The organism is Klebsiella sp. JN_Kp122, from assembly GCF_040062085.1.
In the GTDB taxonomy this organism is placed as follows: domain Bacteria; phylum Pseudomonadota; class Gammaproteobacteria; order Enterobacterales; family Enterobacteriaceae; genus Klebsiella; species Klebsiella aerogenes.
Genome location: NZ_JBEAHW010000041.1, coordinates 37,017 through 63,685 on the forward strand (window position 1 = coordinate 37,017; position 26,669 = coordinate 63,685).

Below are 26,669 nucleotides of genomic sequence, written 5' to 3' on the forward strand. Positions count from 1 at the left end.
AGTAAGAAATGAAAAAATTAGAAGATGTTGGTGTACTGGTAGCGCGTATTCTGATGCCGATTCTGTTCATTACCGCTGGTTGGGGAAAAATCACCGGGTATGCAGGTACGCAGCAGTATATGGAAGCAATGGGTGTTCCGGGAGCGCTGCTGCCGCTGACTATTCTGCTTGAGTTTGGCGGCGGTCTGGCGATTCTGTTCGGTTTCCTGACTCGCACTACTGCGCTGTTCACTGCAGGTTTTACCCTGCTGACCGCGTTCCTGTTCCACAGCAACTTTGCTGAAGGCGTGAACTCGCTGATGTTCATGAAAAACCTGACCATCGCTGGTGGTTATCTGCTGCTGGCCGTGACGGGTCCGGGCGCATTCAGCATCGACCGCGTGCTGAATAAAAAGTGGTAAGCGCACTATACTGAGTAAAAATCTAAAAAAGCGAGGGGCTATCTCCTCGCTTTTGCTATCTGAAGGAGGAAGTAATGGGACAATTAGTCGAGGGCGTCTGGCAAGATACCTGGTATGACACCAAATCCACCGGAGGACGGTTCAAGCGTTCCGTTTCAGCCTTCCGCAACTGGCTCACCGCCGATGGCGCGCCAGGCCCTGCGGGCGAAGGTGGCTTCGCCGCAGAGAAAGACCGCTATCATCTGTACGTTTCACTGGCCTGTCCGTGGGCCCATCGCACCCTGATTCTGCGCAAGTTGAAAGGATTAGAGCCCTTTATATCCGTCTCAGTGGTGAATCCCCTGATGCTGGAAAACGGCTGGACCTTCGCCGACGATTTCCCGGATGCGACCGGCGACCAGCTCTATCATCATCAGTTCCTCTATCAGCTTTATCTGCAGGCCGATCCGCATTACACCGGCCGGGTGACCGTTCCGGTGCTGTGGGATAAAAAACAACAGACCATCGTCAGCAATGAGTCGGCTGAAATTATCCGCATGTTCAATACCGCGTTTGATGGCTTGGGGGCGCGCGCGGGCGACTATTATCCGCCGGCGTTGCGAGAAAAGATCGACGATCTCAATAGCTGGATCTACGACAACGTTAACAACGGGGTATATAAAGCCGGTTTCGCCACCAGCCAGCAGGCCTACGACGAAGCCGTTGACGCGCTGTTTACCTCGCTCGAACGCCTTGAGCAGATCCTCGGTCAGCACCGCTACCTGACCGGGAACCAGTTAACGGAAGCGGATATCCGCCTGTGGACAACGCTGGTCCGTTTCGACCCGGTGTATGTTACCCATTTTAAATGCGATAAGCGCCGTATCAGCGACTATCTCAACCTGTACGGTTTCCTGCGCGATATCTACCAGATGCCGGGGATTGCGGAAACGGTGAATTTCCCGCATATCCGCAATCACTATTATCGCAGCCACAAAACCATCAACCCGACGGGGATCATCTCCGTGGGCCCGCAGCAGGATCTCAACGAACCACACGGACGGGATCGTTTTTCCCGCTGATCGATAAGGCGCCGAAGGGCGCCTTTTATTCAGATAACGGATATTTACCAGTTTGATATTCACGCCTATGATTATTTTGATCGCTTTAAAAACAAGTGATTAATGGTTAACTAAGGCGTGAGAAAATGGACTGGTATCTAAAAGTATTACGAAACTATATTGGCTTTGGCGGCCGTGCCCGGCGCAAAGAGTACTGGATGTTTATTCTGGTCAACATCATTCTCACCGCAGTGCTAAGCATCATTGATAAGATGCTCGGCTGGCAACGTGCTGGGGGTGAAGGCATCCTGACGACCATTTACGGCGTGCTGGTTTTTTTACCCTGGTGGGCGGTGCAGTTTCGTCGCCTGCATGACACCGACCGCTCGGCGTGGTGGCTACTGCTGCTGCTGATCCCGGTCATCGGCTGGCTGGTGATTTTGATTTTCAATTGTCAGAACGGCACGCCCGGCAACAATCGCTTTGGGCCAAATCCAAAACCCTACTCCTACTGATTTACGCGCTCCTCGCGGCGGAGGAGCGCATCTTCCCGTTATCTGCCGGTAAACAGTTTCGGGATCTCCCGCAGACACCAGGATTTGGCTTCGCCCATGCTGTCGCGGCGCCAGGCCATAATGATATCGATTTCGTTGGTATATTCAGGACTCACAACCCGCAGGCGCCCTTCGGCAATATCCTTCTCAACCAACGGATACGGCATGGTTGCCACGCCAAGCCCCGCCAGCAGCGCCTGGCGTTTATCTTCAATAGTGCTGACGGTTAAACGCGGCTGCTTATCCAGCAGCTGCACCGTCAGAACCGGACGCTCGCGCGCGGTATCCGCCACCGCGACGCCGCGATATTTCACCCGCGTCACCTCAGAAAGCGGTTCTGGCTCCTGATGAATCGGGTGATCCGGCGCGGCAACGTAAACGCTTAACACCGAATAGAGCTTACGCGAGTTAATTTCTGACGATGAACGAAAATGCATATCCGGCGCGACGACAATATCAGCACGTCCCTGCTCCAGCCGTTCCCAGGCACCGGCCAGCACTTCGGTAATAATCGACAGCTGGGTATTGGATTTAGTCGCCAGTTTCTCAATCAGCGGAAACAGATCGGTGGTAGGAACCAACGCTTCGGTCACGATGGTCAGGTGAGTTTCCCAGCCGCGCGACAGCGCTTCGGCATCGGTGGTCAGCTTGTCCGCCGCTTCCAGCAGCACGCGGCCGCGTTCCAGCAGCATGCGGCCAACGTTCGTAAATTTTGTGCGATGGCCGGAACGGTCAAACAACACCACATCCAGTTCTTCTTCCAGTTTTTGCATGGTGTAGCTTAGGGCTGAAGGCACGCGCCCCAGCTCGTCAGCCGCAGCGGCAAAGCTCCCGCGTCGGTCTATTGCATCCATTACGCGTAACGCTTCCAGCGTTAATGCTCTCTCTTTCGCCATTTCGCTCTCATTCAGGAATTTTGAACATACCGGGCAGAATATCTGGCTAACAATACAGCGTCCATACCTTTACCATTGATTTAGTGTAAAGAGAGGTCAAGAAAATGATTACAACCCGAACAGCCAAACAATGCGGTCAAGCAGACTTCGGCTGGCTGCAGGCCCGCTACACCTTTTCCTTTGGCCACTACTTCGACCCTAAATTGCTGGGTTACGCCTCATTGCGCGTACTCAATCAAGAAGTGCTGGCGCCGGGCGCGTCATTTCAGCCGCGCACCTACCCAAAGGTCGATATCCTGAATCTGATTCTGGAAGGTGAAGCGGAATACCGCGATAGCGACGGCAACCACATACAGGCAAAAGCTGGCGAAGCCCTGCTGCTCTCAACCCAACCGGGGGTCAGTTACAGCGAGCATAATCTCAGTAAAGAGCAGTCGTTGACGCGCATGCAGCTGTGGCTCGACGCCTGTCCGGAGCGCGAAAACCCGCTGGTACAGAAAATGACGGTTGGCGATTCGCCGATTCAGCTATTAGCCTCACCGGACGGCAGCGGCGACAGTTTACAGCTGCGTCAGCAGGTGTGGATTCATCATCTGCAGCTGGCGAAGGGCGAAGAGATCAACGTTCAACTGCACGGCCCGCGCGCCTATCTGCAGTCGATTCACGGGACGGTACATGCCGTGGCAAAAAAGGAAGAGAAACAGGCATTAACCTGCGGCGATGGCGCGTTTATTCGTGACGAAGCTAACATTACCCTCGTCGCCGATACGCCGCTGCGCGCTTTGCTGATAGATTTACCGGTGTAACAAGGAAGCCCGGGAGTTTGTGAGTGAGCAAGAAAAAAAGCAAAAAGGCAAAATCGTTAGACCAGCCAGTCGCTGTGGAAACCATGAGCCCAATCGGCTTTGGCTATGAAGAGATGCTGAGTGAACTGGAAGTCATCGTGGAAGATGCGCAAACGCGGTTGCAGGATGAAGATAACGCCGCCTGAAGAAATCGGCCCCATAGCGGGGCCGACTTTATTACTCGCTCAATGCCTGAGAGAGATCTTTTTTCACCTGAGTACGTTGTTCCGGTGTCAGTACCTGATTTACGCCGAAATAGTACTTCACGCGATAATAGCGCACCTGTTGCTCAACCTTGCTAAAGGCCGCCAGCTGATCTTTAACCGCTTTTTCATTCCACTTACCAGAATCGATCACGTCAAATAACACGCCATCTTTAATATCTTTCTGTGAAATCTGCTGGACGTTCTTTTCCATTTCCTGATGCAGGCTCTTAATTTTTGCGACCTGATCCTGGCTCAATTTTAAATGCTGAACGATAGGATCCTGAGCCGGCGCCGGCGCGGCGGTAACCTCAGCGGCCTGTGCCGCCATGGAGAACCCTGCGGCTACAGCCATCATTAATACCATCCGAGAAAGTTTGTTCATCTTGTTATCCTGAATAAGTACGTAGTGATAAGACGACCTATTATTCCCTGAACAATAATGACGATGTGTAAAAAATCATGTTCACCAGTGTAAATATTCAGATAATATATTCACCAAATGAATTGTATAAAATATAAAATTCTTCTTTCTTATTGAACACGTGCTAAATCCGCTGATGTTAAATTAATATCCATGCGTGGCGCGGCCAGCAAGATATTATTTTCATCAAGCGTATTTTTGATATTCTCCAGAAAATCGAAATAGGTATCCCAATACTCAGCATTTTTCACCCATACGCGAATGGTAAAGTTAAGCGAACCGGGCGCCAGCTCAATCAGGCGAACGGTGGTACCGCGAGAATGATCGATGCGCTTTTCATCATCGATGAGCGTCTGGATAACCTGTTTAACGTGCGATATTTGGCTATGACACGCTACGCCGAGCGTAAGATCGATGCGGCGATAGGGATGGCGGGAGTAGTTAACGATGCTATCGGCAATAATTTTACCGTTCGGGATAATGACTTCTTTATTATCTACAGTAAGCAGCGTCGTAGAAAAAACATGTACCGATTGCACCATCCCTGATACCGAACCAACCTGCACGAAATTACCCGCCCTGAATGGACGCAGAGTCACCAGCAGTACGCCAGCGGCAAAATTTGACAGCGAGCCCTGCAGCGCCAGGCCAATGGCCAGACCCGCCGCGCCAATAACCGCGATGATGGAAGAAGTTTCAATCCCTACTCGACCTAACGCGGCGATAATCGCAAAAGCCATGGTGATATAGCGCACCAGCGCGGCGAAGAAGTGGACGATTGTCGCATCTACGTTGCGTCGCAGCAGAATTTTCTCGAAGGTTTTGGCGAGGACTTTTGCAAGCATTCTCCCGATAAAAAGAATAATCAGCGCCGCCACGATATTCCAGGCAAACTGCATAATCGTCTCGCCATGACCAACCAGCCATGCTATTGCCGTTTTGAGTTGAGGGAATAACACTACATTTTTCACGTCCACCGCCCCTGTCTGGATAACACGTAAAACCTGCTATCCATTAAGCTGAATGATGACCGCTGCAAATGAGGGATTGAGATTAATGGATAGAAGATACATTTTCAAAGCGTGACAGTATCAACGAGCGCGGCCTGCAATGCAGCCAGAAAGCTGTTTAAAAGTGGACAGTCATTCATCTTTGTTCCAACCTCCGGATAGCAAAAACCCCGCCGGAGCGGGGTTTTTACATTGAAGAGGTGAAACTGACCGATAAGCCGGGTTCTGTCGTGGACAGTCATTCATCTAGGCCAGCAATCGCTCACTGGCTCAAGCAGCCTACCCGGGTTCAGTACGGGCCGTACCTTATGAACCCCTATTTGGCCTTGCTCCGGGTGGAGTTTACCGTGCCGCGGACTGTTACCAGCCGCGCGGTGCGCTCTTACCGCACCCTTTCACCCTTACCTGATCCCGCTTGCGCGGGCCATCGGCGGTTTGCTCTCTGTTGCACTGGTCGTGGGCTGTGACACCCCCCAGGCGTTACCTGGCACCTTGCCCTATGGAGCCCGGACTTTCCTCCCCTCCGCCCGTCTCCCCCTAAGAGGACGACGACGAAGCGGCGACTGTCTGGTCAGCTTCGGCGCGAAGTATAGAGGGTTCGCGCGCCTTTGTCACCCCGCACAACGCATTCCGATCGCCAGCGTCGCGGCAATATTTCGCGAAGCGCGATAAATATTGTCGAATGCGCCGCGGAATGCCTCTTCCAGCGAGCCGATGCTGGTCAGTACGCTGAACACCGCATCGATGCCATATTGATGTACCACGCCGACATCGCGGGTCAGACTGCCGGCAATAGCAATCACCGGTTTATGGTATTTCTTCGCCACATTGGCTACGCCAACCGGTACTTTGCCGTTGATGCTCTGGCTATCGAGTCGCCCTTCGCCGGTTACCACCAGCGTGCAGTCGTGAATATGTTCTTCCAGATTAAGCGCCATCGTCACAATCTCAATCCCGCTGCGCAGTTCAGCCCCCAGAAAAGCCATTAGCGCGGCCCCCATTCCCCCCGCCGCTCCGGCGCCGGGGACATCTTTCACCTCCACGCGCAGCGATTTTTTGATAACCGAGGCGTAGTGGGCAAGATTATTATCAAGCTCGACAATGAGCGCTTCGGTCGCCCCTTTTTGTGGGCCAAAAATGCGCGATGCCCCCTGTTCGCCAATCAACGGATTTGTCACGTCGCAAGCCACGCGAATAGCACAGTGTTTAAGACGTGGGTCCATGGACGAAACATCAATTGAATTCAGGCAGTTAAGGGAACCACCGCCATTACCGATGTCGCTGCCGTTGGCATCACAGAGCTTTGCGCCCAGCGCCTGCATCATCCCGGCGCCGCCGTCATTGGTCGCGCTACCGCCGATGCCGATAATGATGCTGGTCGCGCCGTGCTCCAGCGCCTGTAAAATCAGCTCGCCGGTACCGCGAGAAGTGGTGATCAGAGGATTACGTTTCTCAGGCGGCACGAGCGCCAGCCCGCTGGCCGCGGCCATCTCAATAAATGCGGTTTTGCCGTCCCCGGACATGCCCCAGCGGGCATTCACTTTTTCCCCCAGCGGCCCGGTGACCAGCGCCGTATGCGCCGTACCCTGCGTGGCGGCAATCATGGCCTCAACCGTTCCCTCGCCGCCATCGGCAAGCGGAACAGAAACATATTGCGCATCGGGGAAAATTTCCCGAAATCCTTTTTCTATCGCCTGAGCTACCTCGCTGGCAGAAAGGCTTTCTTTATAAGAGTCTGGGGCAATTACGATTTTCATAGTTATGTCGCCTGACTGTACCGCGCAAGGCAAGAATGACAGGGCGCGGGAACACGCCCTTCTTGTTAGCGAGTCACTTCCACTTTCGCCAGTTTTTCGTAGTAACACGCCAGAGCGCTATGGTCAGCGGTGCCCAGGCCATCCGCGCGCAGCGCCTGCATCATCTCCATCACCGCCGCCGTTAGCGGTAGCTGGGCGCCGACGCCGTGAGACGTATCCAGCGCATTGGCCAGATCTTTAATATGCAGATCGATACGGAAGCCCGGCTTGAAGTTGCGATCCATCACCATCGGCGCTTTAGCATCGAGCACGGTGCTACCTGCCAGGCCGCCGCGGATCGCTTGATAAACCAGTTCCGGGTTAACGCCGGCTTTGGTGGCCAGAGTTAACGCCTCCGACATTGCCGCGATGTTCAGGGCCACAATTACCTGGTTGGCCAACTTGGTGACGTTGCCTGCACCAATCTCGCCGGTATGCACCACGGATCCCGCCATCGCTTTCATCAGGTCGTAGTATTTATCGAAAATCGCCTTGTCGCCGCCAACCATCACCGACAGGGTGCCGTCGATCGCTTTGGGTTCGCCGCCGCTCACCGGCGCATCCAGCATATCGATGCCTTTGGCCTTCAGCGCTTCGCTGATTTCGCGACTCGCCAGCGGCGCAATGGAGCTCATATCAATCACCACGGTGCCCGGTTTCGCGCCTTCGATAATGCCGTTTTCACCCAACGCAACGTCTTTCACGTGCGGAGAGTTTGGCAGCATGGTGATAATTACATCGCACTGCTCAGCAATGGCCTTCGCCGTGCTCGCAGTCTCTGCGCCCGCGGCAATCACGTCAGCAATGGCTTCAGGGTTACGGTCGGATACCACCAGCGAATAACCCGCTTTCAGCAAATTTTTGCTCATCGGCTTGCCCATGATGCCAAGACCAATAAAACCCACTTTGATTGTCATAATGTTCTCTCTCTTCATCCTGGTGATTATTTTTTAAAAGAATCAGCAAGTTTCTGGGTTGCTGAACGGAAGACACCTAAATCGCTACCGACGGCGACGAAGGTCGCGCCCCACTCCAGATAGCGGCGCGCATCGGCTTCCACCGGTGCAAGAATGCCGCTCGGCTTACCGTGTTTCTTCGCGCTGGCGAAGATATGCTGGATGGCGCGCTGGACGTCAGGATGTGCGGCATTGCCCAGATGGCCTAATGCTGCGGCCAGGTCGCTTGGCCCCACGAAAAGGCCATCAACGCCCTCGGTCGCGGCGATCGCGTCGACATTGTCCACCCCGGTCTGGCTCTCAATTTGCACCAGAATGGCGATGTTGTTATTCGACTGAGTGAAGTAGTCCGCTACGGTGCCGAACATATTGCCGCGATGAGAAACGGAGACCCCGCGGATGCCTTCCGGCGGATAGCGGGTCGATGCTACCGCCTGCGCCGCCTGTTCAGCGGTTTCGACAAACGGCACGAGGAAGTTGTAGAAACCGATGTCCAGCATGCGCTTGATGATAATCGGTTCATTGGTCGGCACGCGGACCACCGGCGCGCTGTGGCTGCCCTTCAACGCCATCAGTTGCGGGATAAGTGTGGTCACATCATTCGGCGCATGCTCCGCGTCAAGCACCAGCCAGTCGAAACCAGCAAGCCCTAATACCTCGGTGCTAATCGGATTCGCCAGAGCGCACCAGCAGCCGATTTGTACCTGGTGGGCCGCCAGCGCGGCCTTAAATTTATTCGGGAAAATTGCGTTATCCATGATTTTTACCTTGGGTTAATCATTGCTTACTTCTACTGTTCTATACGTTTCATCTCGCCAACCACCAATATAATTAGCAGAGTTAAATAGCGGGCTGGCATTCCTTTTTCTCTGGTCCAATGCAGAATCATTTAGATATTCTTCTGACACAGAACACCTTTTATTATTTTCAGCGGGCTATTTATTTTATTGACGATATTGAAGCCATCTATTCACATATCAGATTCCTCAAAAACATGACTCAGTATAATCATCCCACCGTGACCAGGCACTATGCATAATCACAATATAAGCGCTTTAATAATCATTTTCGTTATGCAAATGCCATAGGTTATGGGCGCTAATCCACAGTTCTTAGGATTGCCGTTCAATGCTGGCAACCGTCACCGCAAGCAGTGACCAAGATCACATTTTGCTGCTATAACTCCTGACATTCTGTATTTCATCATTCTGATAGGCACAAGCTGAATTAACGTTTTATTTTTATTATTAGCACCGTTCTGGAGAACACTGGACAATGGCTGAGATTGAGATTCGACAACAGTCGCCGACGGCGTTTTATATAAAAGTGCACCCTACCGATAATGTGGCGATTATTGTTAACGATCGCGGTTTACCCGCCGGAACGCGTTTTCCGGATGGCCTGACCCTCGTTGAACATATCCCGCAAGGTCATAAAGTCGCCCTTGTCGATATTCCTGCCCATGGTGAAATCATCCGCTACGGCGAAGTGATTGGCTTCGCCGTTCGCGATATACCAAAGGGAAGCTGGATTGATGAGTCGTTGGTTGAGCTGCCGACCGCGCCGCCGCTCAACACCTTACCGCTGGCGACCAAAGTCCCGGAACCGCTGCCGCCACTGGAAGGATACACTTTTGAAGGCTATCGCAATGCCGATGGCAGCGTGGGAACTAAGAATTTGCTGGGGATCAGCACCAGCGTGCACTGCGTCGCCGGTGTGGTGGATTATGTGGTCAAGATCATCGAACGCGATCTGCTCCCAAAATACCCCAACGTCGACGGCGTGGTCGGCCTAAACCATCTGTACGGCTGCGGCGTGGCGATTAACGCCCCGGCGGCGATCGTACCGATTCGCACCATCCACAATATCGCGCTGAACCCCAACTTTGGCGGTGAGGTGATGGTGATTGGTCTGGGCTGTGAAAAGCTGCAGCCGGAACGTCTGCTGCAGGGAACCGAAGACGTGCAGCCGATCGCCGTCGATAGCGCAAGCGTAGTGCGTTTGCAGGACGAACAGCATGTCGGCTTTAAATCGATGGTCGATGATATTCTGCAGGTTGCCGAGCGCCACCTGGCCAAACTCAATGCTCGTCAGCGTGAGACCTGCCCGGCTTCGGACTTAGTGGTCGGTATGCAGTGCGGCGGCAGCGACGCCTTCTCCGGCGTGACCGCCAACCCGGCGGTGGGCTATGCCTCAGATCTGCTGGTGCGCTGCGGCGCGACGGTAATGTTCTCGGAAGTGACCGAGGTGCGCGATGCTATCCATCTGTTAACCCCGCGCGCCATCAACGAAGAAGTTGGCAAGCGCCTGCTGGAAGAGATGGCCTGGTACGATAACTATCTGGAGCTGGGGAAAACCGACCGCAGCGCCAACCCGTCACCGGGTAATAAGAAAGGCGGTCTGGCCAACGTAGTGGAAAAAGCGCTGGGTTCAATTGCCAAATCAGGTAAAAGCGCCATCGTCGAAGTCCTTTCGCCGGGTCAGCGCCCGACGAAACGCGGGCTTATCTATGCGGCGACACCGGCCAGCGATTTTGTCTGCGGTACTCAACAGGTGGCTTCCGGCATTACCGTTCAGGTGTTCACCACCGGGCGCGGCACCCCTTACGGGCTGATGGCGGTACCGGTGATTAAAATGGCGACCCGTACCGAGCTTGCCAACCGCTGGTACGACTTAATGGATATCAATGCCGGTACTATCGCGACCGGCGAAGAGACGATTGAGGAGGTTGGGCAGAAACTGTTCGAGTTCATTCTCGACGTCGCCAGCGGACGTAAGAAAACCTTCTCCGATCAATGGGGTCTGCATAACCAGCTGGCGGTGTTTAACCCGGCGCCGGTGACGTGACCCTAAAAGTCAGCGTCTATCGCCAGTCGGGTTATAGAGCATACCCCGGCTGGCAACTTACACCGAATTATGATTTGACGAGAATAACGTCAATCCCGCCCTTACGTAACCCCTCCAGACTTTCTTGCGGAATCCCGTCATCGACAATAATGATATCAATGCGCTGCGTATCGATGATTTTATGTAAACTGGAACGATTGAATTTACTGGAATCAGTCACAACGACGATACACTCCGCGACTTCGCACATTTTACGGTTCAGGCGGGCTTCATCCTCATTATGAGTGCTGATCCCACGTTCCAGATCTATCGCATCCACCCCGAGGAAAAGCATATCAAAGTGGTAGTTCTGCAAGGACTGCTCAGCCTGATCGCCATAGAATGACTGCGACTGGCGACGCAGGTGCCCCCCCGTCATCAGTAATTCTACGCCTTCAGCTTCTAACAACGCGTTGGCGACATTCATTCCATTAGTCATCGCGATAACATCGCTATGCTGTCGGAGCTGGCGCGCGATTTCACAGGTGGTAGTGCCTGAGTCGAGAATAATTCGGTGTCCCGGTTTTATCAGCTCAGCGGCGGCGCTGGCAATTTGGCGTTTGATGGCCGTATTAAGCGCGCTTTTATCTTCAACTGAAGGTTCAACGCCTGGAGTATGACTATCGCAAATCAGCGCGCCGCCGTATGCTCGCACCGCAATGCCCTGTTTTTCCAGAAACGCCAGATCGTTGCGTATCGTGACCGTCGATACACCATACGCCTCCGCCAGGTCATTAACCTGGACGCTTCCCTGCTGTCGCAACCGCTGGATGATCTGCTCACGCCTTTCACTTGTTCCCGCAATGCGCTTTTCGGCAGATGACTCGCTGCTGTTCATAACAATATCCTTGGCTGTATCTTTCGTTTCATTTCGTTTTGACTATTAACGCCTTTCTTTTAGCAGAATGCAAGCGCTATTGGCACGGCAAAAAAGGAACCACACCGTGCTGAAAGCTTTCATTATGTTTCTTTTGTGAAACAGATCGGAAAACTATTATCTTTCGTTTTATTTTTAAAGCACGCTGAAGCACTATAAAGCGAAACAAAACGAAAGATCGAATCGTTGATTTCTGACCTGGAGAGGAAAGTGAAACATCTTACACAATTGGTGGTGCGACACAAACAGGGTGAAGCGAATGGTATTTACGCGGTGTGCTCCGCGCATCCACTGGTACTGGAGTCCGCCATTCGTTTTGCCCAGGCAAACCATACGCCCCTGCTCGTTGAAGCGACCTCCAATCAGGTTGATCAGTTTGGCGGTTATACCGGTATGACCCCCGCTGATTTCTGCGGCTTTATCTATCATCTTGCCGATACACTGGGGTTCCCCCGCGACGGGCTCATCCTCGGCGGCGATCATCTGGGGCCAAACCGCTGGCAACATCTTCCGGTCGCACAAGCCATGGCCCACGCCGACGATCTGATTAAAAGCTATGTCGCCGCCGGGTTTAAAAAAATCCACCTCGATTGCAGTATGTCATGCAAAGACGATCCCATTCCCTTAACTGATTACCTTGTCGCTGAACGCGCCGCAAGGCTGGCAAAAATCGCAGAAGAAACCTGTATTGCCCTGAAAGGCAAATCGGATCTCGTTTACGTTATCGGCACTGAGGTTCCCGTGCCCGGTGGCGCTCACGAAACCCTCAACACCCTACAAGTCACCACCCCGGATGCGGCTCGCGCCACTCTCGATGCACACAGGGTCGCCTTTACCAGTGTGGGGCTTGAGGGTATTTGGCCGCGAATTATCGCGCTCGTGGTACAGCCTGGCGTGGAATTCGATCATGCACAAGTCATTGATTACGAATCTGAAAAAGCAAAATCCCTCAGCGCTATGGTAGAAGACTATGCCACATTGCTCTTTGAAGCGCATTCCACGGATTATCAGACCCCGCATGCGCTACGCCAACTGGTAGTCGATCATTTCGCGATTTTGAAAGTCGGCCCGGCGTTGACTTTCGCGCTGCGTGAAGCGCTTTTCGCTTTAGCAGCGATTGAAGAAGAAATCGTACCGGCAAAATCCTGTTCGGGATTACGCATGGTACTGGAAAACGTCATGCTCGATCGTCCGGAATACTGGCAAAGCCACTACCACGGCGATGGCCACGCACGGCGGTTAGCACGCGGCTACAGCTATTCCGATCGCGTTCGCTACTACTGGCCGGACAGCCAGATAGACACCGCTTTAGCGCATCTGGTGCGCAATCTGGCCGATGAAGCCATTCCACTTCCGCTCATTAGCCAGTATCTGCCTTTACAGTACGTAAAAGTTCGCGAGGGGGCGCTCAGCGCTACGCCGCATGAACTCATCATTAGCCACGTCCAGGACATCTTGCAGCAATACCATGACGCCTGTCAGGGCATGACATCTCATAACGGATAACAACGAAGAGGAAACGGCGATGCCAAATATTGTGTTAAGTCGCATTGATGAACGTTTAATCCACGGCCAGGTTGGTGTGCAGTGGGTCGGTTTCGCGGGGGCGAATCTGGTCCTTGTTGCCAATGACGAGGTTGCTGAAGACCCCGTACAACAGAACCTGATGGAGATGGTGCTGGCAGAGGGGATTGCCGTGCGCTTCTGGTCGTTGCAAAAAGTCATCGACAACATTCATCGCGCCGCCGATCGGCAAAAAATATTGCTGGTATGTAAATCGCCCGCCGATTTTCTGACGCTGGTTTCCGGCGGGGTGCCGGTATCGCGCATCAACGTCGGCAATATGCACTACGCCGACGGGAAACGACAAATTGCCAAAACCGTCTCTGTCGACGGCAATGATATTGCCGCCTTTAACGGTCTGAAATCCGCCGGCGTTGAGTGCTTCATTCAAGGAGTTCCGACAGAACCGGCAATGGATCTTTATAAACTGCTCTAAGGGGCTCGCCATGGAAATTTCGCTTTTTCAAGCCATTGCATTGGGTATCCTTGCCTTTATCGCCGGTCTGGATATGTTCAACGGTTTAACCCATATGCATCGTCCGGTGGTCCTTGGCCCCTTAGTGGGCCTGATCCTCGGCGATCTTCATACCGGTATATTAACCGGCGGCACGCTGGAGCTGGTGTGGATGGGTCTGGCGCCACTGGCTGGCGCGCAACCGCCGAACGTCATTATCGGGACCATTGTCGGCACCACCTTCGCTATTACCACCGGCGTTAAACCCGACGTCGCCGTCGGCGTTGCGGTCCCCTTCGCCGTCGCGGTTCAGATGGGGATAACGTTCCTTTTCTCAGTGATGTCAGGGGTTATGTCGCGCTGCGATCGCATGGCGGCAAATGCCGATACCCGCGGTATTGAGCGTGTGAATTACCTGGCGTTGCTGGCATTAGGTACCTTTTATTTTCTCTGTGCTTTTCTGCCTATCTACTTCGGCGCAGAACACGCCAAAACCGCAATAGATGTGCTCCCTGAGCGCCTAATCGATGGCCTTGGCGTCGCTGGCGGCATCATGCCGGCAATCGGTTTTGCCGTACTGCTAAAAATCATGATGAAAAACGTCTATATCCCCTATTTCATCATCGGGTTCGTCGCGGCGGCCTGGCTCAAGCTCCCGGTGTTAGCCATTGCTGCCGCCGCGCTGGCCATGGCGCTTATCGACCTGCTACGCAAATCTCCCGAACCGACTCAACCTGCTGCGCCTAAAGAGGAATTCGAAGATGGCATCTAATCAACACACGCTGCCCAACGTGGCCGAAAGCGAAACGACGCTGCTCACTGGCGTTAATGAAAACGTTTATGAAGATCAAAGCATTGGGGCCGACCTGACAAGAAAAGACATTAATCGGGTGGCCTGGCGTTCAATGCTATTACAGGCGTCCTTCAACTACGAACGTATGCAGGCTTCCGGCTGGCTGTACGGACTATTGCCGGCATTAAAGAAAATCCACACTAATCCGCGCGATCTGGCACGGGCAATGAAAGGACATATGGGCTTCTTTAATACCCATCCGTTCCTCGTGACCTTTGTCATCGGCATAATTCTGGCGATGGAGCGCTCGAAGCAGGACGTTAACAGTATCCAGAACACCAAAATCGCCGTTGGCGCGCCGCTCGGCGGTATCGGCGATGCTATGTTCTGGTTAACGCTATTGCCGATTTGCGGCGGCATTGGCGCCAGCCTGGCGCTACAAGGGTCGATCCTCGGCGCGGTTGTTTTTATCGTTCTGTTCAACGTGGTCCATCTCGGCCTGCGCTTCGGTCTGGCGCACTATGCCTACCGAATGGGGGTAGCGGCGATTCCGCTCATTAAAGCCAATACCAAAAAAGTCGGCCATGCCGCCTCTATCGTCGGGATGACGGTGATTGGCGCGCTGGTAGCGACTTATGTTCGTTTAAGCACAACGCTTGAAATCACTGCCGGCGATGCCGTGGTTAAACTGCAAACGGATGTCATCGATAAGCTGATGCCCGCCTTTTTACCGCTAGTTTATACCCTGGTGATGTTCTGGCTGGTGCGCCGCGGCTGGAGCCCGCTCCGCCTTATCGGCATCACCGTCGCGCTGGGCATTGTAGGTAAATTCTGTCACTTCCTGTAACGCTAAGAGGTTTTCGATGTTAGGAATCATTTTGACCGGGCATGGCGGATTTGCCAGCGGCATGGAAAAGGCAATGAAACAGATCCTTGGCGAACAGTCGCAATTCATTGCGATAGATTTTCCTGAATCCTCCACGACCGCCCTGCTGACCGCACAGCTGGAGCAGGCGGTAAACGAGCTGGATGGCGAAGAAGATATTGTTTTTCTGACTGATTTACTTGGCGGCACGCCATTTCGCGTCGCCTCCACGCTGGCGATGCAAAAACGCGGACGAGAAGTCATTACCGGCACTAACCTGCAGCTACTGCTGGAGATGGTGCTGGAACGAGAAGGATTAACCAGCGAAGCCTTTCGTCTTCAGGCACTGGAATGCGGTCATCGCGGATTAACCTGTCTGGTCGATGAGCTGGGACGCTGCCGGGAAGATCATGCTGTTGAGGAAGGTATATGAGCCGCATACTGCGCGCCAGGCGCTTACTCACAGAGCAAGGCTGGCTTGATGACCATCAGCTACGGTTTGAAAATGACGTTATCGTGGCGCTGGAGCCGATCCCCGCGGGTGTTCTCACTCGCGACGCCGAGCTGCTGTGTCCCGCATATATCGATATTCATGTCCACGGCGGCGCAGGCGTAGATGTCATGGATGACGCACCGGATACGTTAGACCTCCTTGCGAAACATAAAGCGCGTGAGGGGGTCGCCAACTGGTTGCCGACCACCGTCACCGCGCCGTTAGCGGAAATCCATGCGACGCTGGAACGTATTGCGCGACGCGTTCACGCAGGCGGTCCGGGAGCGCAAATTCTTGGCAGCTATCTTGAAGGCCCCTACTTCACGCCGCCGCATAAAGGCGCTCATCCGGCACAATGGTTCAGAGAACTGGATCTTGCCGAATTCGATCGGTTGATTGCGGTTTCTCGCGAGACGCTACGCGTCGTCGCCCTTGCCCCGGAAAAAGAGGGGGCACTGCAGGCGATCCGTCATCTCAAACGGCAAGGTGTACGGGTGATGCTGGGGCATAGTGCGGCAACCTGGGAACAAACCTGTTCCGCCTTCGATGCCGGTGCAGATGGCCTGGTGCATTGTTACAACGGCATGAGCGGTTTACATCATCGCGAACCTGGCATGGTCGGCGCTGGATTAACCGATAACCGCGCCTGGCTTGAACTCATTGCTGACGGTCATCACGTACATCCTGCGGCAATGCAGCTATGTTGCCGTTGCGCTGGAGATCGTATCGTGCTGATAACCGACGCTATGCAGGCGGCGGGTATGCCTGACGGTAATTACACCTTATGTGGCGAAAGGGTAGAAATGCGTGATGGGATCGTTCGTACCCTCAGCGGTAGCCTGGCGGGGAGTACCCTGTCACTGGATTCCGCCGTGCGCACCATCAGTTCATTACCCGGGATGACGGCTGAACGGGCTATACATATGGCTTCTCTACACCCGGCGCGTCTATTAGGGCTGGATCGGCAATTAGGATCGTTACAGCCGGGAAAAATGGCCGACATGATTGCAGTTGATAACGAGCTGCGGGTGGAAAACATTTGGATCCGCGGCGAAGCGTTTTCGCTTTAAGTTCACTTATCTCCTCTGGTCTGCAGCTTGCCTGCAGACCTTTCTTTTCCTTTCTTTTTAGTTCACGGCATATCCAAATAAAAACCATATAATTTCAATTTGTTACGTAAAAAATAACGCCAAAGCATCGCTATTTTCGTTTTATTGTTAATCACATCATTGAGCTTTCGATTTCTTTCATGTAAATTTTAACACATTAAAAGCAAGTCAAAGTGAAACGAAACGAAAGTCTTGCATTAGCCCACACCGAAAGCGGAAATCATCACCATAAGGATTGCGTTATGTCAGAAAGATACACCCCTGCGCCATCAACCACTGGTACCTGGACCGAAGAAGAGATCCGCCAGCAACCAGGCAGTTGGATCCAATCTTTAAAGCATATCGATCGTTTACGAGCGGAGATTGACGGCTTTCTCACGCCGCTACTACGAAAAAACGATCTCCGTATCGTCCTTACCGGCGCTGGAACTTCAGCATTTATTGGCGACATCATTGCGCCATGGTTATCCCGTCATAGCGGTAAAAATTTTAGCGCCGTTCCAACTACCGATCTGGTGACCAATCCGATGGATTATCTGGATCCCGCTCATCCACTGCTGCTGGTCTCATTCGCCCGTTCAGGTAATAGCCCAGAGAGCGTGGCCGCAGTGAAATTGGCGAATCAGTTTGTTACAGAGTGTTATCACTTACCCATTACCTGCAACGAAGCAGGTAGCCTGTATCAAACTGCGCTGGATAGCGACAACGCTCTGCCGCTATTAATGCCGCCAGAAACTCACGATCGCGGCTTTGCGATGACCAGCAGTATTACCACCATGATGGCCAGCTGCCTTGCAGTGTTCGCACCCAACCTCATTAATAGCCATACATTCAGCGATGTCGCTGACTGCTGCCAGACGATTCTTAACTCGCTGCTCGATGTTAACGCTGGGGTTTTCGGCAACGAAGCGTGGAAAAGGATCGTTTACCTCGGTAGTGGCGGGCTACAGGGCGCTGCGCGCGAATCCGCCCTGAAAGTACTTGAGCTCACGGCAGGTAAGCTAACCGCGTTTTATGACTCGCCTACCGGCTTCCGTCACGGCCCTAAATCACTGGTGAATAACGAAACGTTGGTGGTGATGTTTATCTCCAACCACCCTTATACCCGCCAGTACGATCTGGATCTTCTCGCTGAGTTGCGTCGCGATCGCCAGGCCATGCGGATAGTGGCCATCGCCGCAGGAACCGATCCTGTTATCGAGGCAGGCCCGCATATCATCATCCCGCCATCACGCCGTTTCAGCGATGTCGAACTGGCTTTCTGCTTCCTGATGTATGCCCAGATCTTCGCGCTTAACCAATCTCTCGCCGTGGGTAACACCCCGGATACGCCTTCCGCCAGCGGTACCGTTAATCGCGTCGTACAAGGTGTTGTTATTCATCCCTGGCAGGCTTAAAAGGAGCGCGCCATGAGCATTATTTCCACCAAATATCTTCTGCAGGATGCACAGAGTAAAGGTTATGCGGTTCCTGCATTTAATATTCACAACGCCGAAACGATCCAGGCGATCCTTGAAACGTGCAGTGAAATGCGATCGCCGGTGATCCTTGCCGGCACGCCGGGAACCTTTAAGCATATCGCGCTCGAGGAAATTTACGCACTCTGCCAGGCCTACTCCGCCACCTACGCTATGCCAATTGCGCTACATCTCGACCATCATGAATCGCTGGCGGATATTCGTCGTAAGGTTAATGCCGGGGTCCGCAGCGCGATGATCGATGGCAGCCATTTTCCGTTTGCAGAGAATGTGAAGCTGGTGAAATCGGTCGTCGATTATTGCCACGCGCTGGATTGCAGCGTTGAGGCAGAACTGGGACGGCTTGGCGGGATGGAAGACGATCTTAACGTTGATGCGGAAAGCGCATTTCTCACAGACCCGCAAGAGGCGAAACGCTTTGTCGAATTGACAGGTATCGACAGCCTCGCCGTGGCGATCGGTACCGCTCATGGGCTGTATCAAAAAACGCCTAAAATCGATTTCCAACGGCTGGCAGAAATTCGGGAAGTGGTTGATGTCCCCCTGGTGCTGCATGGCGCAAGCGATGTACCGGATGACTATGTCCGCCGCGCTATCACACTGGGAATTTGCAAGGTCAATGTCGCTACAGAACTCAAAATCGCCTTCGCCGCCGCGGTGAAAACTTGGTTTGCTGAAAACCCGCAAGGGAACGATCCGCGTTATTACATGCGTGTTGGCATGGATGCGATGAAAGAAATCGTGAAAAGTAAAATTAACGTGTGCGGTTCCGCTAACCGACTATTACAGACCGCAGAAGCCTGAACATCATACGATATTAAAACGCGTTAGCCCGATAGGGCTAACGTTATTGACCTCTGATAGAACGACAACAAGGATCTCTCTTATGAAAAAAGCGCTCACTGTTTCGTTACTGGCCCTGCTGATTTCTCAAGGCGCCGCCGCCGCTGAATACACATTAAATAACGCGTCGATGGCGCTTTCATTTAACGATGCGGATTCCTCCGCGAAGGTAAAAGATGAAAAATCCGCCCATCAGCTTTCACCGCAGGAACTGTTTTTTCTCACACTACCTGATGAAACCATCATCCACACCGCTGATTTTAAAATAAAGCATGTCGAGAAACATAATGATTCTATTGTCGTCGACTACTCCCGCCCGGATTTTAATGTCACGGTTAAGATGAACCTGATAAAGGGAAACTACGCGAGTATTGATTACACTATCGCGGCGGTGGGCCAATCGAGAGACGTAGCGAAAATAACCTTTTTCCCAACTAAAAAACAATCTCAGGCACCCTATGTCGATGGCGCTATTAATAGTTCACCGATCGTTGCTGATTCCTTTTTTATACTGCCCGATAAACCTATCGTAAATACCTGGGCTTATGAGGCAACCACGAATCTGAATGTAGAATTAAAAACCGCTATCGACCCTGCCACACCGCTCAGCTATACGACCTACTTCGGCACCTTTCCAGCAACCAATCAGCTTCGTCGCAGCGTAAACCTCTTTATTAATGCCGTGCGTCCCCGCCCCTATAAACCCTATCTGCACTATAACAGCTGGATGGATATCGGCTTCTTCACCACCTATAGCGAGCAGGATGTTCTACGCCGGATGGATGAGTGGAATAAGGAATTTATCACCGGACGCGGCGTCACATTAGATGCCTTTCTTCTGGATGATGGTTGGGACGATCGTACTGGCAGATGGCTCTTTGGCCCCGCTTTCAGCCAGGGGTTCAGTAAGGTTCGGGAAAAAGCAGCCAGCATGCAAAGTTCAGTGGGGCTGTGGCTTTCACCATGGGGTGGTTATAATAAGCCCAGAGATATCCGCGTCTCTCACGCCAAAGAGTATGGTTTTGAAACGGTTGATGGCAAATTCGCCCTATCCGGGCGACACTATTTCAATAACTTCAATCAACAGATTATTAAGCTGATTAAAGACGAACATATTACCTCTTTTAAGCTTGATGGTATGGGCAACGCGAATTCACATATTCCGGGTAGCCAGTTTGCTTCCGATTTTGATGCATCGATTGCCTTACTGCATAACATGCGCAGCGCCAATCCCGACCAATTTATTAATTTAACCACCGGGACCAATGCCAGTCCTTCCTGGCTTTTTTATGCCGACGCGATATGGCGCCAGGGCGACGATATCAATCTTTACGGGCCGGGGACGCCGGTGCAGCAATGGATAACCTATCGGGATGCCGAGACTTATCGTTCGATTGTGCGTAAAGGGCCGCTCTTCCCGCTTAACTCACTGATGTATCATGGTATTGTCAGTGCTGAAAATGCCTATTACGGGCTGGAAAAACCGCAAACCGATAGCGATTTTGCCGATCAGGTCTGGAGCTATTTCGCGACAGGTACGCAATTACAGGAGCTGTACATCACGCCGTCGCTACTTAACAAAGTGAAGTGGGACACCCTGGCGCAGGCAGCAAAATGGTCGAGAGCAAATGCCGACGTGCTGGTGGATACCCATTGGGTCGGCGGCGATCCTACCGCACTGGAAGTTTACGGCTGGGCCTCATGGAATAAAGATAAGGCGATTTTAGGCCTGCGTAACCCATCAGATAAACCACAGCAATTTTATCTCGATCTCGCTAAAGCCTTCGAGATACCGCAGGGAGAGACGTCGCGCTTTACGTTAAAAAGCGTTTACGGCAGTAACGCGACATTCCCTGCTGACTATCAGCAAGCGGCTATTGTTACGCTACAACCCTTGCAAACGCTGGTTTTCGAAGCGACGCCGATAAAATAGCCAGCCGCGCCCGGTTACCCCCGGGCGCAGTGATTATCCCTGCTGCTCCAGCGCGTATTTATACAGCGCATTCTTTTTCACGCCGTGGATTTCCGCGGCCAGCGCGGCGGCTTTCTTCAGCGGCAGTTCCGCCTGCAGCAGCGCCAGAGTCCGCAGCGCGGCTGCCGGCAGCGCCTCTTCCTGGGCCTTAAAACCTTCGACGATCAGCACCATCTCGCCTTTGCGGCGATTTTCGTCTTCCTTCACCCATGCCACCAACTCGCTAATCGGCGCGCCGTGGATAGACTCCCAGGTTTTGGTCAGCTCGCGCGCCAACACCACGTAGCGGGATTCGCCCAGAACCGCGCAGATATCTTCCAGGCTCTCCACCAGGCGGTGCGTTGACTCATAGAAGATGAGAGTGCGCGGTTCTTCTTCCAGCGCCTTCAGGGTATCGCGGCGGCCTTTCGATTTCGCCGGCAGGAAACCTTCATAGCAGAAACGATCGGACGGCAAACCGGCGGCGCTCAGAGCGGCAATCGCTGCACAAGGACCCGGCAGCGGCACGACGCGGATATTGGCTTCACGGCAGGTGCGCACCAGATGGTAGCCGGGATCGTTAATCAGCGGCGTGCCGGCATCGGACACCAGCGCGATGTTCTGCCCCTCTTTTAATTTCGCTAAAAGTGTTTCGGCCTTTTGCTGCTCGTTATGGTCGTGAAGGGCAAATAAACGGGCGTTAATCGCAAAATGCTGCAGCAGCAAACCGGTATGACGGGTATCCTCAGCAGCAATTAAATCAACAGCTTGCAACACTTCCAGTGCGCGCTGCGTGATATCAGACAGATTCCCTATCGGAGTGGGCACAATATACAGTTGCCCCTGAGAATTATCCGCTGATTCGTGTTGTTTCATTGTCTCGTCCGTATTGCCGATTTAATATTGAGCATTGAGCCAAAAAAATATCACTGGATACATATGGTACCGTCAACATTTCTTCGTTCTAAGCCCGCGCGCTGTCTGCCCGTATTGCTGGCGACTCTTCTTTTTGCTGGCTGCGGCACCCACACGCAGGATCAAAGCACGGCGTTTATGCAGGGTACGTCGCAGGCCAACTCCAGTTTCTACCTACAGCAGATGCAGCAAAGCACGAATGATAGCAAGACCAACTGGCAATTACTCGCCATTCGTGCACTGCTGCAGGAAGGTAAGAAGCAGCAGGCTATCGACCTGTACAACCAACTGCCGTCGAACCTGAACAGCACGCAGGCCCGCGAACAGTCGCTGCTGGCGGTGGAAGTCAAACTGGCGCAAGGCGATTACCAGGGCGCGAAGGCATTGCTGAGCAAACTCGATCCTCTCAGTTTTGAAAAAAATCAGCAGCCGCGCTACTGGCAGGCGCAAATTGACGCCAGCCAGGGGCAGCCCTCTCTGTCCCTGCTGCGCGCGCTGATTGCCCAGCAGCCCCTACTAAGCCAGGCGAAGCAAAAACAACAAAATATCGACGCCACGTGGAAAGCGCTGACGGCGATGACTCCGCAGCAGGCCAACGCACTGGTGATTAATGCCGACGAAAACGTGCTGCAGGGCTGGTTGGATCTGCAGCGGATGTGGTTCGACAACCGTAACGATCCGGCAATGCTGAAAGCGGGCGTCAAAGACTGGCAAATCCGTTATCCGCAGAACCCGGGGGCGCAGATGCTGCCCACTGCGCTGGTGAATATGCAAAACTATAAACCGGCCTCGACCAATAAAATCGCCCTGCTGCTGCCTCTGAACGGCCAGGCGGCGATTTTCGGCCGCACTATCCAGCAGGGTTTTGAAGCGGCGAAGAATGGCGCCCCAGCGGTCCAGGGCAGCGCAGTGCCGGCGCAGGTCGCCCAGGCGGCGAATGTTGCCGGCAATAATGATGTGGTGAGCCCTTCGCAGGCGGAAGTCGGCGATCTCACCGCCACCGGCAGCCAGGCCGATCCGGTGCAGGCGCCAGCGGAAACGCAGGCCGCGCCTGCCGCAAAACCAGCAGCCGCTCCGCTACCCGCCCCGGTTGCCGCAACGCCGGCAGCACAACCGGCAGCACAACCGGTGAACGCGCCAGCCGTGCAGCCGCAGCCCGAGGTAGCGACCACCAATCCTGCTGCTGAGCTGAAAATTTACGATACCACCAGCCAGCCGATGAGCCAGCTTCTGGCGCAGGTACAGCAGGACGGCGCCACCATCGTGGTTGGCCCGCTGTTGAAAGAAAACGTCGAAGAGGTGATGAAAAGCAACACCTCGCTAAACGTGCTGGCACTTAACCAGCCGGGGAAAGTCGAGAACCGCCCGAACCTGTGCTACTTCGCGCTCTCCCCGGAAGATGAAGCCCGCGACGCAGCGCGTCATATTCATGATCAGGGCAAACAAACGCCGCTACTGCTGGTGCCGCGCGGCGCGCTTGGCGACCGCGTGGTCAGCGCTTTCGCCGACGAGTGGGTGAAGCTGGGCGGCGGTACGGTGCTGCAGCAGCGTCTGGGATCGACGGCGGAGCTGAAATCCGGCGTCAACGGCGGCGGCATCTCGCTGACCGGCAGCCCGGTATCGACGCTGCCCTCATCTGTAGATAGCTCGCTCGGCAACCCAGGCGACGTTCCGGTCAGCAGCGGCGGCAGCATCGATGCCGCCTATATCGTCGCCACCCCGGAACAAATTGGTTATATCAAGCCGCTGATCGCGATGCGCAACGGCAGCCAGAGCAACGTCACCCTGTACGCCAGTTCCCGTAGCGCCCAGGGCACCTCCGGCCCGGATTTCCGTCTGGAGATGGAAGGCCTGCAATATAGCGAAATCCCGATGCTGGCGGGCAGTAACCCGGCGCTGATGCAGCAGGCGCTCTCTGCCGTGCGTAACGACTACTCGCTGGCGCGGCTGTACGCAATGGGCGCCGATGCCTGGTCGCTGGCGAATCATTTCGCGCAAATGCGCCAGAGCCCAGGTTACGAGCTGAACGGCAATACGGGCGATCTGACGGCTACGCCGGACTGCGTGATTAACAGGAAGTTATCATGGCTCAAGTACCAACAGGGGCAAATCGTCGCAGCCAACTAAGTAAACAGACCGGCGACGCCTGGGAAAGCCAGGCGCGTCGGTGGTTAGAACGGCATGGACTGCGTTTTATCGCCGCCAACGCCCGCGAGCGCGGCGGCGAGATCGACCTTATTATGCGCGACGGCGCGGTTATCGTGTTCGTCGAAGTGCGCTACCGGCGCAGCGCCAGCTACGGCGATGCCGCCGCCAGCGTCACGCCGCAAAAGCAACAACGCCTTCTCAAGGCCGCTCGCCTGTGGCTCTCCCGACAGAATGGGAGTTTTGATACTGTGGATTGCCGTTTCGATGTGGTAGCCTTCACCGGCAACGACATCCAATGGCTGAAAAACGCCTTTGGCGAATAGCGTATTATCAGATTTAAGGGATCCCGTGCTCGACAGAATTAAAGCCTGCTTTACCGAAAGCATTCAAACCCAAATCGCCGCCGCGGAAGCGCTCCCGGACGCCATCTCGCGCGCGGCTATGACGCTCGTTCAGTCGCTGCTTAACGGCAACAAAATCCTCTGTTGTGGTAATGGCACCTCCGCCGCCAACGCACAGCATTTTGCTGCCAGCATGATCAATCGTTTCGAAACAGAGCGCCCTGGTTTACCCGCCATTGCACTAAATACCGATAATGTGGTCTTAACCGCAATCGCCAACGATCGCCTGCATGATGAAATCTATGCTAAACAGGTGCGCGCGCTGGGACACGCCGGCGACGTACTGCTGGCGATTTCTACGCGCGGCAATAGCCGGGATATCGTGAAAGCCGTGGAAGCGGCGGTCACCCGCGATATGACTATCGTGGCGTTAACCGGTTACGACGGCGGCGAGCTGGCTGGCCTGTTAGGTCAGCAGGACGTTGAAATCCGCATTCCTTCACACCGCAGCGCGCGGATCCAGGAAATGCACATGCTCACCGTCAATTGTCTGTGCGATTTGATTGATAACACGCTTTTTCCACACCAGGACGAATAAGGAGAACACATGAAGGCTCTCTCGCCCCTCGCCATCCTGCTTTCTGCGCTACTGCTACAGGGCTGCGTCGCCGCAGCGGTAGTCGGTACGGCAGCCGTCGGCACCAAAGCGGCAACGGACCCACGTACGGTCGGTACGCAGGTTGATGACAGCACCCTGGAGCTACGCGTTAACAGCGCCTTAGGGAAAGATGAACAGATTAAGAAAGAAGCGCGTATTAACGTCACCGCTTATCAGGGCAAGGTCCTGCTGACCGGCCAGTCGCCGACCGCCGATCTCTCCTCACGCGCCAAACAAATCGCGATGGGGGTTGAAGGGACTACCGAAGTCTTCAATGAAGTGCGTCAAGGCCAGCCGATTGGCTTAGGCACCGCGTCGTCGGATACCTGGATCACCACCAAAGTTCGTTCCCAACTGCTGGGCAGCGATCAGGTGAAGTCTTCGAATGTGAAAGTGACGACCGAAAATAGCGAAGTGTTCCTGATGGGCCTGGTCACCGACCGCGAAGGCCGAGCGGCGGCGGATATCGCCAGCCGGGTTAGCGGCGTGAGCCGCGTCACCACCGCGTTTACCTATATTAAATAAACGCCCTGTATCCGTTGTAGATACTGTTATCGGTTGGCAACTTTTCTCTTGAGAAAAGCGTTTATCGCGTGTCGCTTCAGAGAACATTGCGCTCCTGGTTGAGTTATATGCAATATGTTTTCCGTGGCGCAGGGAGCGCACAGAGGGCGGCCAGTCGCCGCCGCCCTCTGTACTCCCGGGCTCTGGCCGCCAAAATCGCCACTTCGTGGTACCTTCGACTTATCCCGGCAGGCTTCGGGTCGGGCCGAGGCAGCGTCCCTGCAAATCACGGCCCTCAGCCCGCATCCATGCGGGCTGCCCCGGCCTTCCGGGAACGTCTCAGCGATTTTGAGGCCACCAACACCGGCAGTTTCAGCCAGCGTGGTGAAGACATTAAAGACAGGTCGCACGGACCGTAGATACTGTTATCGGTTGGCAACTTTTTTAAGGGGTTTTCCCGGACGCGGCGCGTTGCGCCTTCTCCGGGCTACCAAATCGCAAAGCGCTGTAGCCCCGGTAAGCGGCAGCGCCACCGGGGGGATTTTGAGGCCACCAGCACCGGCAGTATAAATTAACGACAGGCCGCACGAACCGTAGGCCGGGTAAGGCGTAGCCGCCACCCGGTACAAAATCCGGCGCCGGGGCCACAGCCCCGCTCCGGATAAA

The 26,669-nt window shown here is 54.1% G+C and carries 27 protein-coding genes and 1 other RNA gene; 19 read left to right on the forward strand and 9 right to left on the reverse strand.

The annotated features are described in order from the left end of the window. Positions 1-8: 8 nt before the first annotated feature. From ABLU78_RS16805 to ABLU78_RS16815, 3 genes are all read left to right on the forward strand, one after another. Complete coding sequence (locus ABLU78_RS16805; protein WP_015703571.1) at positions 9-401, forward strand: DoxX family protein; 393 nt, start codon at positions 9-11, stop codon at positions 399-401. A 74-nt stretch (positions 402-475) separates the two neighbouring features. Beyond that, complete coding sequence (locus ABLU78_RS16810; protein ID WP_048229540.1) at positions 476-1,462, forward strand: glutathione S-transferase family protein; 987 nt, start codon at positions 476-478, stop codon at positions 1,460-1,462. Between the two features lie 125 nt (positions 1,463-1,587). Continuing rightward, positions 1,588-1,956 carry a DUF805 domain-containing protein gene (locus ABLU78_RS16815; protein ID WP_015369567.1) on the forward strand — a complete coding sequence of 123 codons (369 nt, stop codon included), beginning with the start codon at positions 1,588-1,590 and terminating at the stop codon, positions 1,954-1,956. Between the two features lie 38 nt (positions 1,957-1,994). Here ABLU78_RS16815 and ABLU78_RS16820 read toward each other — a convergent pair whose 3' ends face one another. Then, positions 1,995-2,891, reverse strand: coding sequence for a LysR family transcriptional regulator (locus ABLU78_RS16820; protein WP_015369566.1), 897 nt, complete (start codon positions 2,889-2,891; stop codon positions 1,995-1,997). A gap of 104 nt (positions 2,892-2,995) precedes the next feature. Between ABLU78_RS16820 and ABLU78_RS16825 the strand changes: the two genes are divergently transcribed. Together ABLU78_RS16825 and ABLU78_RS16830 are read left to right on the forward strand one after the other, a co-directional pair. Beyond that, positions 2,996-3,697 carry a pirin family protein gene (locus tag ABLU78_RS16825; RefSeq protein WP_015703573.1) on the forward strand — a complete coding sequence of 234 codons (702 nt, stop codon included), beginning with the start codon at positions 2,996-2,998 and terminating at the stop codon, positions 3,695-3,697. A gap of 23 nt (positions 3,698-3,720) precedes the next feature. Further along, a complete protein-coding gene (locus tag ABLU78_RS16830) occupies positions 3,721-3,882 on the forward strand; it encodes a hypothetical protein (protein ID WP_080968070.1) in 162 nt (53 codons plus the stop codon). A 31-nt stretch (positions 3,883-3,913) separates the two neighbouring features. Here ABLU78_RS16830 and ABLU78_RS16835 read toward each other — a convergent pair whose 3' ends face one another. The 6 genes from ABLU78_RS16835 to garL form a co-directional block, all read right to left on the reverse strand. Next, entirely contained in the window at positions 3,914-4,324 is a 411-nt protein-coding gene (locus ABLU78_RS16835; protein ID WP_045359734.1) for a hypothetical protein, read from the reverse strand. 149 nt (positions 4,325-4,473) lie between these two features. Continuing rightward, the gene (locus ABLU78_RS16840) at positions 4,474-5,334 is read right to left on the reverse strand and encodes a mechanosensitive ion channel domain-containing protein (protein ID WP_048229542.1); all 861 of its coding nucleotides are present in this window, start codon (positions 5,332-5,334) and stop codon (positions 4,474-4,476) included. A gap of 237 nt (positions 5,335-5,571) precedes the next feature. Further along, positions 5,572-5,952: RNase P RNA component class A (gene rnpB, locus ABLU78_RS16845), an RNA gene on the reverse strand. A 32-nt stretch (positions 5,953-5,984) separates the two neighbouring features. Further along, positions 5,985-7,130: a glycerate 2-kinase gene (garK, locus tag ABLU78_RS16850; RefSeq protein ID WP_020077863.1), complete on the reverse strand. Its 1,146-nt coding sequence runs from the start codon at positions 7,128-7,130 to the stop codon at positions 5,985-5,987. 65 nt (positions 7,131-7,195) lie between these two features. Continuing rightward, on the reverse strand, positions 7,196-8,086 hold the full coding sequence (gene garR, locus ABLU78_RS16855) for a 2-hydroxy-3-oxopropionate reductase (protein WP_015369560.1): 891 nt from the start codon (positions 8,084-8,086) through the stop codon (positions 7,196-7,198). A gap of 26 nt (positions 8,087-8,112) precedes the next feature. Continuing rightward, entirely contained in the window at positions 8,113-8,883 is a 771-nt protein-coding gene (garL, locus tag ABLU78_RS16860; protein ID WP_032715882.1) for a 2-dehydro-3-deoxyglucarate aldolase, read from the reverse strand. A gap of 517 nt (positions 8,884-9,400) precedes the next feature. On the opposite strand from garL, the gene garD reads away from it, so the two are divergent. Then, positions 9,401-10,972, forward strand: a complete 1,572-nt coding sequence (gene garD, locus ABLU78_RS16865) for a galactarate dehydratase (RefSeq protein WP_015703579.1) — start codon at positions 9,401-9,403, stop codon at positions 10,970-10,972. A 67-nt stretch (positions 10,973-11,039) separates the two neighbouring features. On the opposite strand, the gene ABLU78_RS16870 is transcribed toward garD, so the two are convergent. Continuing rightward, positions 11,040-11,849, reverse strand: coding sequence for a DeoR family transcriptional regulator (locus tag ABLU78_RS16870; RefSeq protein ID WP_015703580.1), 810 nt, complete (start codon positions 11,847-11,849; stop codon positions 11,040-11,042). Between the two features lie 249 nt (positions 11,850-12,098). On the opposite strand from ABLU78_RS16870, the gene kbaZ reads away from it, so the two are divergent. The 9 genes from kbaZ (at position 12,099) to ABLU78_RS16915 (ending at position 21,419) form a co-directional block, all read left to right on the forward strand. After that, the gene (gene kbaZ / locus ABLU78_RS16875; protein ID WP_048229543.1) at positions 12,099-13,394 is read left to right on the forward strand and encodes a tagatose-bisphosphate aldolase subunit KbaZ; all 1,296 of its coding nucleotides are present in this window, start codon (positions 12,099-12,101) and stop codon (positions 13,392-13,394) included. A 19-nt stretch (positions 13,395-13,413) separates the two neighbouring features. Then, a complete protein-coding gene (gene agaV / locus ABLU78_RS16880) occupies positions 13,414-13,887 on the forward strand; it encodes a PTS N-acetylgalactosamine transporter subunit IIB (protein WP_015369555.1) in 474 nt (157 codons plus the stop codon). A 10-nt stretch (positions 13,888-13,897) separates the two neighbouring features. After that, positions 13,898-14,677 carry a PTS N-acetylgalactosamine transporter subunit IIC gene (gene agaW / locus ABLU78_RS16885; protein WP_015369554.1) on the forward strand — a complete coding sequence of 260 codons (780 nt, stop codon included), beginning with the start codon at positions 13,898-13,900 and terminating at the stop codon, positions 14,675-14,677. Further along, positions 14,667-15,545, forward strand: a complete 879-nt coding sequence (agaE, locus tag ABLU78_RS16890) for a PTS N-acetylgalactosamine transporter subunit IID (RefSeq protein ID WP_015369553.1) — start codon at positions 14,667-14,669, stop codon at positions 15,543-15,545. Before agaW ends, agaE begins: the two co-directional genes overlap by 11 nt. 16 nt (positions 15,546-15,561) lie before the next feature. After that, entirely contained in the window at positions 15,562-15,996 is a 435-nt protein-coding gene (gene agaF / locus ABLU78_RS16895) for a PTS galactosamine/N-acetylgalactosamine transporter subunit IIA (protein WP_015369552.1), read from the forward strand. Further along, a complete protein-coding gene (nagA, locus tag ABLU78_RS16900) occupies positions 15,993-17,126 on the forward strand; it encodes an N-acetylglucosamine-6-phosphate deacetylase (protein WP_015703583.1) in 1,134 nt (377 codons plus the stop codon). Before agaF ends, nagA begins: the two co-directional genes overlap by 4 nt. A 281-nt stretch (positions 17,127-17,407) precedes the next feature. Next, positions 17,408-18,562, forward strand: coding sequence for an SIS domain-containing protein (locus tag ABLU78_RS16905; RefSeq protein ID WP_015369550.1), 1,155 nt, complete (start codon positions 17,408-17,410; stop codon positions 18,560-18,562). A gap of 12 nt (positions 18,563-18,574) precedes the next feature. Continuing rightward, a complete protein-coding gene (kbaY, locus tag ABLU78_RS16910) occupies positions 18,575-19,447 on the forward strand; it encodes a tagatose-bisphosphate aldolase subunit KbaY (protein WP_032712577.1) in 873 nt (290 codons plus the stop codon). 82 nt (positions 19,448-19,529) lie between these two features. After that, a complete protein-coding gene (locus ABLU78_RS16915) occupies positions 19,530-21,419 on the forward strand; it encodes an enterotoxin (RefSeq protein WP_032712578.1) in 1,890 nt (629 codons plus the stop codon). Between the two features lie 33 nt (positions 21,420-21,452). On the opposite strand, the gene rsmI is transcribed toward ABLU78_RS16915, so the two are convergent. Further along, positions 21,453-22,313, reverse strand: coding sequence for a 16S rRNA (cytidine(1402)-2'-O)-methyltransferase (gene rsmI, locus ABLU78_RS16920; protein WP_042897916.1), 861 nt, complete (start codon positions 22,311-22,313; stop codon positions 21,453-21,455). A gap of 63 nt (positions 22,314-22,376) precedes the next feature. Here rsmI and ABLU78_RS16925 point away from each other — a divergent pair, with 63 nt between their 5' ends. The 4 genes from ABLU78_RS16925 to dolP are packed head-to-tail and all read left to right on the forward strand — an operon-like array spanning position 22,377 to position 26,024. Next, positions 22,377-24,479, forward strand: a complete 2,103-nt coding sequence (locus tag ABLU78_RS16925) for a penicillin-binding protein activator (RefSeq protein WP_042897918.1) — start codon at positions 22,377-22,379, stop codon at positions 24,477-24,479. Further along, positions 24,437-24,823 (forward strand): YraN family protein, encoded by a 387-nt coding sequence (locus ABLU78_RS16930; protein ID WP_015369545.1) that lies wholly within the window; start codon positions 24,437-24,439, stop codon positions 24,821-24,823. Before ABLU78_RS16925 ends, ABLU78_RS16930 begins: the two co-directional genes overlap by 43 nt. Positions 24,824-24,848: 25 nt before the next feature. Then, positions 24,849-25,439: a DnaA initiator-associating protein DiaA gene (gene diaA, locus ABLU78_RS16935; RefSeq protein WP_015369544.1), complete on the forward strand. Its 591-nt coding sequence runs from the start codon at positions 24,849-24,851 to the stop codon at positions 25,437-25,439. A gap of 9 nt (positions 25,440-25,448) precedes the next feature. Next, positions 25,449-26,024 (forward strand): division/outer membrane stress-associated lipid-binding lipoprotein, encoded by a 576-nt coding sequence (gene dolP, locus ABLU78_RS16940; RefSeq protein WP_015369543.1) that lies wholly within the window; start codon positions 25,449-25,451, stop codon positions 26,022-26,024. The last annotated feature ends 645 nt before the right edge of the window (positions 26,025-26,669 follow it).

Coding starts and splice junctions, on each gene's coding strand:
- ABLU78_RS16805 (WP_015703571.1), top strand. CDS start 9: ATGAAAAAATTAGAAGATGTTGGTGTACTGGTAGCGCGTATTCTGATG.
- agaF (WP_015369552.1), top strand. CDS start 15,562: ATGTTAGGAATCATTTTGACCGGGCATGGCGGATTTGCCAGCGGCATG.
- agaV (WP_015369555.1), top strand. CDS start 13,414: ATGCCAAATATTGTGTTAAGTCGCATTGATGAACGTTTAATCCACGGC.
- ABLU78_RS16825 (WP_015703573.1), top strand. CDS start 2,996: ATGATTACAACCCGAACAGCCAAACAATGCGGTCAAGCAGACTTCGGC.
- agaW (WP_015369554.1), top strand. CDS start 13,898: ATGGAAATTTCGCTTTTTCAAGCCATTGCATTGGGTATCCTTGCCTTT.
- ABLU78_RS16835 (WP_045359734.1), bottom strand. CDS start 4,324: ATGAACAAACTTTCTCGGATGGTATTAATGATGGCTGTAGCCGCAGGG.
- ABLU78_RS16925 (WP_042897918.1), top strand. CDS start 22,377: ATGGTACCGTCAACATTTCTTCGTTCTAAGCCCGCGCGCTGTCTGCCC.
- ABLU78_RS16915 (WP_032712578.1), top strand. CDS start 19,530: ATGAAAAAAGCGCTCACTGTTTCGTTACTGGCCCTGCTGATTTCTCAA.
- kbaY (WP_032712577.1), top strand. CDS start 18,575: ATGAGCATTATTTCCACCAAATATCTTCTGCAGGATGCACAGAGTAAA.
- garD (WP_015703579.1), top strand. CDS start 9,401: ATGGCTGAGATTGAGATTCGACAACAGTCGCCGACGGCGTTTTATATA.
- ABLU78_RS16810 (WP_048229540.1), top strand. CDS start 476: ATGGGACAATTAGTCGAGGGCGTCTGGCAAGATACCTGGTATGACACC.
- ABLU78_RS16870 (WP_015703580.1), bottom strand. CDS start 11,849: ATGAACAGCAGCGAGTCATCTGCCGAAAAGCGCATTGCGGGAACAAGT.
- dolP (WP_015369543.1), top strand. CDS start 25,449: ATGAAGGCTCTCTCGCCCCTCGCCATCCTGCTTTCTGCGCTACTGCTA.
- ABLU78_RS16820 (WP_015369566.1), bottom strand. CDS start 2,891: ATGGCGAAAGAGAGAGCATTAACGCTGGAAGCGTTACGCGTAATGGAT.
- ABLU78_RS16905 (WP_015369550.1), top strand. CDS start 17,408: ATGTCAGAAAGATACACCCCTGCGCCATCAACCACTGGTACCTGGACC.
- garL (WP_032715882.1), bottom strand. CDS start 8,883: ATGGATAACGCAATTTTCCCGAATAAATTTAAGGCCGCGCTGGCGGCC.
- ABLU78_RS16815 (WP_015369567.1), top strand. CDS start 1,588: ATGGACTGGTATCTAAAAGTATTACGAAACTATATTGGCTTTGGCGGC.
- garK (WP_020077863.1), bottom strand. CDS start 7,130: ATGAAAATCGTAATTGCCCCAGACTCTTATAAAGAAAGCCTTTCTGCC.
- ABLU78_RS16930 (WP_015369545.1), top strand. CDS start 24,437: ATGGCTCAAGTACCAACAGGGGCAAATCGTCGCAGCCAACTAAGTAAA.
- garR (WP_015369560.1), bottom strand. CDS start 8,086: ATGACAATCAAAGTGGGTTTTATTGGTCTTGGCATCATGGGCAAGCCG.
- agaE (WP_015369553.1), top strand. CDS start 14,667: ATGGCATCTAATCAACACACGCTGCCCAACGTGGCCGAAAGCGAAACG.
- nagA (WP_015703583.1), top strand. CDS start 15,993: ATGAGCCGCATACTGCGCGCCAGGCGCTTACTCACAGAGCAAGGCTGG.
- rsmI (WP_042897916.1), bottom strand. CDS start 22,313: ATGAAACAACACGAATCAGCGGATAATTCTCAGGGGCAACTGTATATT.